A 6,521-nucleotide genomic window follows, 5' to 3' on the forward strand; every position below is an offset into this window, starting at 1 on the left:
GGCGGGGCTGGCCGTCATGCCGTTCCTGCCCGTGGAGGCCTGGCGCACGCACGCGAACTGGTGGCCGGGGCTGTCGCAGGTCCTCGTGGCGGCGCTGGTGGTGCGCCGGCGGTGGGTGCCCGCGCTGGCCTCGGAGGTGGCCTCGGCGGCGGTGCTGACCGGCTGCGTGCTGGCCGCCGGCGGGCCGCACGCGGCGATGGACGTCGCCGCCCTCAACCAGCCGGCGCTGGTCTGGTTCACCGCCTCGCTGGGCGTGCGGCTGGTCTTCGACCGCACCGCCCGCGAGGTGGAGCGCTACGAGGCGGACGCCGGGCGCGCGGCCGCCGCCCAGGCCGCGTCGGCGGCCCGGGCCTCCAGCGCGCGGCTGCGCCGCGACGAGCTGGAGCGCGGCACCGTGCCGCTGCTGCGCCGGGTGGCGGCCGCCGGCGTCGACGACGCCGCGTGGCCGCAGCTGTCGCTGACGGCGCGGCAGGCGGAGCGGCAGCTGCGCGACGACCTGCGCGCCCGCGCGCTGCTCGACGACGGCGTGCGGCGCGAGCTGCACGCCGCCCGCGAGCGCGGCTGCCACGTCGACGTCATCGACGACCGCGGCGGCGTGGCCGCGGCCTTCGGCGCGCCGGGGGACGAGGACTTCCTGCGCGCCGTGCGGGCCCTGCTGCGCCCGGCCCTGGCCGCCTGCGCGACGGCGCGCTTCACCGCCCGCCTCTCCCCGGGCGGGCGGCTGGCGACCGTCTCGGTCGACGGCTCCCCCGCGGCCGCCCGCGCGGTCGCCGCCGCCGTGCGCAGCGCGGACCTGCGCCGGCTGCCGCTGGAGGTGGACCTCGACCTGCACTCCGGCTCGCTGTGGGCCGAGCTGCGCCCGGCGCCCCCCGGCGGCTGAGCTCGGGCGGCTCAGCTCAGGCGTCGACGCCGTGCACGGCCAGGTAGGCGCGCAGCCTGCGGGTGGCCAGCTGCGGGTCGGTGAGCACCCCGGCCTCGTCGGCCAGGCGGAAGGTCTGCGCCTGGTGCACCGCGCTGCGCGCGGCGTGCAGCCCGCCCACCATCGCGTACCCGGGCTGGCGGCCGTCGAGCCAGTTCAGGAACGCGATGCCCGCCTTGTAGTACGGGGTGGGGGCGCCGAAGACGTGCCGCGCCAGCGGCAGCGTCGGGTCCAGCGCCGCCCGGAAGCCGGCCGGGTCGCCGGCGTCCAGGCGCAGCAGCCCCGCCGCGGCGACGTGCGGGATCGCCGCGAAGATCCCCAGCAGGGCGTCGGAGTGCACGTGGCGGCCGCCGACCGCTTCGCCCTCGATGAGCTCGGGGTAGTTGAAGTCGTCGCCGGTGTAGAGGCGGACCCCGGCCGGCAGCCGGCGGCGCAGCGCCCGCTCGTGGTCGGCGTCCAGCAGCGAGACCTTCACCCCGTCCACGGCCCCGGCGTGGGCGTGCACGAGCTCGACGAAGGTGTCGGTGGCGGTGGCGACGTCGCGGCTGCCCCAGTAGCCGGCCAGCGCGGGGTCGAAGACCTCCCCCAGCCAGTGCAGCACCGCTGGCCGGCGCACCTGCCGCAGCAGGTGCCCGTACAGCTCCAGGTAGTCCTGGCGGTCGCGGGCCGCCGCGGCCAGCTGCCGGCTGGCCATGAGGATCACCTGCGCCCCGGCGTCCTCGACGCGGGCGACCTGCTCCTCGTAGGCGGCGCGCACCTGCGCGAGGGTGTGCGGACCGGGCCCGAGCTGGTCGGTGCCCGCCCCCGCCGCGATCGCGCCGCCGACCGCGGCCGCCTCGGTGGCGCTGCGGCGCACCAGCTCCGCGGTCGCCGCGGGGTCCAGGCCCATGCCGCGCTGGGCGGTGTCCATGGCCTCGGCGACGCCCAGCCCCAGCCCCCACAGCCGGTGCCGGAAGGCCAGCGTGGCCTCCCAGTCCAGGACGGCCGGCGCTCCCGGGACGTTCTCGGCACCCACCTGCGGGACGACGTGGGCGGCGGCGAAGACCGTGCGCGAGCGCGCCGGGCCCTCGGGGGCGGGCCAGCGCACGGGGGCGCGCACGGCGTGCTCGACGAGGTCGACGCCGCCGTCGGGGCGGGGCACCGGCAGCCGCAGCACGTCACCGGTGAGCTCGCGCTCGCGCTCGGGGGCGGGCGCGCTCACAGCGGCAGCTCCGCCAGCTCGACGCGCCGGCCCTGGGCGGAGGACTCCAGCCCGGCCTGCGCCAGCCGCACGCCGCGGGCGCCGGAGGCGAAGTCGTAGGGGTGCGGGGCGTCCTCGACGACGTGGCGGACGAACTGCTCCCACTGCACCTTGAAGCCGTTGTCGTGCACCTCGTTGTCGGGGACGGCGAGCCAGTCGTCGCGGTAGCGGTGCTGCTCGGGCAGGTCGGGGTTCCACACCGCGCGCGGGGTGGCCACGCGCGGCTGCACCCGGCAGCCGTGCAGCCCCGCCACGGCGCTGCCCAGGGTGCCGTCGACCTGGAACTCGACGAGCTCGTCGCGGTCGACGCGCACGGCCCAGGAGGAGTTCAGCTGCGCGACGATCCCGCCCTCCAGCTCGAAGATGGCGTAGGCGGCGTCGTCGGCGGTCGCCTTGTAGGCCTCGCCGCGCTCGTCGTGGCGGACCGGGACGTGCGTGACGGCCTTGGCGGTGACGGCCTCGACGGGGGCCACGATCTGCTCGAGGACGTAGTTCCAGTGGCAGAACATGTCGGCGACGATGCCGCCGCCGTCCTCGGCGCGGTAGTTCCAGCTGGGCCGCTGGGCGCTCTGCCAGTCCCCCTCGAACACCCAGTAGCCGAACTCGCCGCGCACGGAGAGGACCTCGCCGAAGAAGCCGGAGTCCACCAGCCGCTTGAGCTTGAGCAGGCCCGGCAGGAACAGCTTGTCGTGCACGACGCCGTTCTTGACGCCGGCCCGGGCGGCGGCGCGGGCCAGGTCGAGGGCGCCCTCGAGCGTCTCGGCCGTGGGCTTCTCGGTGTACACGTGCCGGCCCGCGGCGATGGCGGCCAGGATCGAGCGTTCGCGCGCGGAGGTGATCTGCGCGTCGAAGTAGAGCGGGTAGTCGTCGTCGGCCAGGGCGGCGTCGACGTCGGTGGTCCAGCGGGTCAGCCCGTGGCGGGTGGCGATCTCGCGCACCTTGTCCTCCGAGCGCCCCACCAGCAGCGGGTCCAGCTGGACGCGGCTGCCGTCGGACAGCTCCACCCCGCCCTGCTCGCGGATCGCGAGCACCGAGCGCAGCAGGTGCTGGCGGTACCCCATGCGTCCGGTGACGCCGTTCATGACCACACCGAGGCGTTGCTCCATCGCTGCCTCCTCCTCCATGTTTGGAAAGCGCTTCCCAGCAGGCTAGGCCAGCACCACCGCCACTGGCAAGGACCGCCCGCTCCCGGGCCCCCGCGGTGGTTGAGCACAGCAGCAGCGGACCCGCAAGCCGAGTTCGCCGGAAGTTCCCCCGACCGGGTCGGCGCCGCTGCTACGTTCCGGTCAGCCGTTCGGGGGACCGGCAGCCTGCACCGTGCACCAGCGACCCACCCCCGGCACCGACCGGAGGTACCCGTGGGCGTCTTCCGCACCATCGTCTTCCCCGCCCTCAGGCTCCTCGTCTGGGCCCTCATCGCGGTCGCCCTGCTGTGGCTGGCGTTCGGTCGGGCCGGCCGCGAGGAGGCCGACGCCGCCGCGAGCCCCTACGCCGTGGTGGACCCGCCCGCGGTGCCCGTCACCCGCGGCGACGTCGTCAACACCGTCTCGCTGCAGGGCAGCATCCAGGCCGACCCCGCCACGACGGTGAAGTCCACCGCGACGGGCACCGTCGGCAAGCTGCGCGCCGAGGTCGGGCAGGTCGTGGAGAAGGGCGACCCGCTGTTCACCGTCCTCGTGCCGGTCGAGGAGCCCCCGGCCGCACCCGCCGCGGCGCCCGTGGACCCGGCCGCCCCCGCGCCCGCGCCGGCGGCCCCGCGGACGCGGACCGTCGTGGTGAGCGCCTCCGCACCGGGGACCCTGGCCACCCTCGACGTCCTGCCGCAGCAGGAGGTCACCGTCGGCACCGCCGTCGCCACGCTCAGCCCCGGCACGCTCACGGTGTCCGCCCCGCTGACCCAGGCCCAGCAGTTCCGCCTGCTCGCCCCGCCGAGCACCGCGCAGGTCACCGTCCCCGGCGGCCCCGGCACCTTCGAGTGCACCGGGCTGCGCACCGGGTCCCCGGCGACCGCGGCGCCCGCGGCGCCCGACCCCACCGGCGGCTACGTCGACCCCTACGCCGACCCCAGCTCCTCGATGACCGGCGCCACCGTCAGCTGCGCCGTCCCCGCCGGCGTGCAGGTCTTCGCGGGGCTGTCCGCCACCGTCGACGTCACCGCCGGGTCGGCCACCGGGGTGCTGCTGGCCCCCGTGACCGCCGTGCGCGGCAGCGTCGGCACCGGCACCGTCTGGGTCGTCGGCGAGGACGGGTCCCCGGTGGAGACCGACGTGACGCTCGGCCTCACCGACGGCGCGAACGTCGAGGTCGTCCAGGGCCTGGTGGAGGGCGCGCAGGTGCTGCAGTTCGTGCCCGGCACCGACACCCCCACCGACGCCGCCGGCGGCGGCACGTACGGGATGGGCTACTGATGGCGCCGGTCATCTCGCTGGCCTCGGTGAGCCGCTCGGTGCCGCTGCCCGACGGGCAGGTGCTGCGCATCCTCACCGGCGTCGACCTGCACGTGGAGGCCGGCGAGCACGTCGCCGTCGTCGGCCGCTCCGGGTCCGGCAAGTCCACGCTGCTCAACATCGTCGGCCTGCTGGACTCCCCCACCACCGGCGAGTACCTGCTCGACGGCAGGCCGGTGCGGGGGCTGTCCGCCCGGCGCACCGCCAGGCTGCGCGGGCAGACGTTCGGGTTCGTCTTCCAGCAGTTCAACCTGCTGCCCGGGCGCACCGCCACCGAGAACGTCGCCAGCCCGCTGCTGTACGCCTCCGGCCGCGAGTTCCTGCGCCGCCGGCGCATCGCCCGCGAGATGCTCGAGCGGGTCGGCCTCGGCGGCCGGCTGGACACCATGCCCGAGAAGCTGTCCGGCGGCGAGCAGCAGCGCGTGGCGCTGGCGCGCAGCCTCGTGCGCCGCCCGCGCGTGCTGCTGGCCGACGAGCCCACCGGCGCCCTCGACGTCGACACCGGCAGCGCCGTCATGGACGTCCTGGAGGAGCTGGTGCGCTCCGAGGGCACCACGCTGGTCACCATCACCCACGACCTGTCGGTCGCCGCCCGCGCCGACCGGCGCTTCCGCCTCGACCACGGCGTGCTCTCGGAGATCACCGCCGACGCGCTGGCCGCGGCGACCGCCCACCGGGAGAGCCTGTGATCGGCCTGCTCGCCGCCGCCACCGAGGCCTGGAGCGAGATCAAGGTCCACCGGGTCCGGGTCGTGCTCTCGCTGGTGGGGGTGTTCCTGGCCGTCTTCGCCATGACGACCATCACCGCGGTCGGCAACATGGGCCGCCAGATGCTCGGCGAGAGCTTCGAGCGCAGCGCCGGGCGGCCGGCGACGCTGCGGGTGGACGCCTACCCCAACGCCGCACCCTCGCCCGAGGTGCTGGCGCGCTCGCAGGCGGCGCTGCGCGAGGCCGCCCAGCGCCACCGGGCCACCTGGTGGGGCCTGGCCTCGCAGCCCTACGGCGGTGGCGCGCAGCTGCCCGTGCGCTTCCCGGCCGGCACGCAGCTGGTCTCCACCTCCACCGTCGACCCCAGCTACGGCACGATGCACCGGGTCATCGTCGACGCGGGCCGCTGGTTCACCCCCGACGACGACGCGGCCTTCGCGCCGCGGCTGGTCGTCAACGACGCGTTCGCCGGCCGGCTCGGCGGCTTCGACCCCGCGACGCCGCCCACGGTCGTGCTCGGCGGGGCGACGCCCGTGACGGCCACCGTCATCGGCACCTCCAACCCCACCGGCTCGGACCCGGCCGTGCCGACGGCCTACCTGCTCAACTCCGCCGCCCTGCGCTGGAACCTCGGCGGCGACGGGAGCACCTCATCCCCGCCGGGGCTGGAGATGTGGGTCCCCGACGCGGACGCCGACGCGCTCGTGGCCGCCCTGCAGAGCGAGGTGCAGGCCAGCCTGCCGGGGTTCTCGGTCAGCGCCTACCGCCAGGACCAGGGCGCCGACCTCGGCGTGCTCGACGTGGTCCTGGCCTACGGCGTGCGCGGCATCGGGGTCTTCGCGCTGCTGCTGGGCGGCATCGGCGTGCTCAACGTCGGCCTGGTCACCGTGCGCCAGCGCATCCGCGAGATCGGCGTGCGCCGCAGCTTCGGCGCGACGGGCGGGCGGGTGTTCTTCGCGGTGCTCATGGAGAGCGTCTGCGCGACGTTCGTCGCCGGCTTCCTGGCGGTGATGGCCTCGATCGTGCTGGTGTCGAACTTCCCGCTGGAGGCCGTGCTGCCGCCCTCCATCACCCTGGAGGACGTGCCGCCCTTCCCGGCCTCGGCGGCCGTCGAGGGCGTGCTCGCGGCCACCCTCGTGGGCGCGCTGGCCGGGCTGGTGCCCGCGACGATGGCCGTGCGGGCCAAGGTCATCGACGCGATCCGCTAC

5 protein-coding genes and 1 pseudogene are annotated in these 6,521 nt (G+C 76.3%); 4 read left to right on the forward strand and 2 right to left on the reverse strand.

Features of this window, described 5'->3' with window-relative positions; all coding sequences use genetic code 11:
• Nucleotides 1-880: pseudogene (locus GTQ99_RS18130) on the forward strand (hypothetical protein); the annotation flags it as partial.
• Nucleotides 881-896: 16 nt separating this feature from the next.
• Here the strand turns inward: GTQ99_RS18130 and GTQ99_RS18135 are convergent.
• Both GTQ99_RS18135 and GTQ99_RS18140 read right to left on the reverse strand, forming a co-directional pair.
• Complete coding sequence (locus GTQ99_RS18135) at nt 897-2,075, reverse strand: dihydrodipicolinate synthase family protein (RefSeq protein ID WP_420814584.1); 1,179 nt, start codon at nt 2,073-2,075, stop codon at nt 897-899.
• A gap of 41 nt (nt 2,076-2,116) precedes the next feature.
• Nucleotides 2,117-3,265 carry a Gfo/Idh/MocA family protein gene (locus GTQ99_RS18140; protein WP_166617125.1) on the reverse strand — a complete coding sequence of 383 codons (1,149 nt, stop codon included), beginning with the start codon at nt 3,263-3,265 and terminating at the stop codon, nt 2,117-2,119.
• Between the two features lie 252 nt (nt 3,266-3,517).
• Here GTQ99_RS18140 and GTQ99_RS18145 point away from each other — a divergent pair, with 252 nt between their 5' ends.
• From GTQ99_RS18145 to GTQ99_RS18155, 3 genes are all read left to right on the forward strand, one after another.
• A complete protein-coding gene (locus tag GTQ99_RS18145) occupies nt 3,518-4,567 on the forward strand; it encodes an efflux RND transporter periplasmic adaptor subunit (protein ID WP_166617126.1) in 1,050 nt (349 codons plus the stop codon).
• Nucleotides 4,567-5,295: an ABC transporter ATP-binding protein gene (locus GTQ99_RS18150; protein WP_166617127.1), complete on the forward strand. Its 729-nt coding sequence runs from the start codon at nt 4,567-4,569 to the stop codon at nt 5,293-5,295. The genes GTQ99_RS18145 and GTQ99_RS18150 overlap by 1 nt, the downstream gene beginning before the upstream one ends.
• A partial coding sequence (locus GTQ99_RS18155) for an ABC transporter permease (RefSeq protein ID WP_166617128.1) occupies nt 5,292-6,521 on the forward strand: 1,230 nt, incomplete at its 3' end. The genes GTQ99_RS18150 and GTQ99_RS18155, both read left to right, overlap by 4 nt.

This window comes from Kineococcus vitellinus, from assembly GCF_009906315.1.
GTDB lineage: Bacteria > Actinomycetota > Actinomycetes > Actinomycetales > Kineococcaceae > Kineococcus > Kineococcus vitellinus.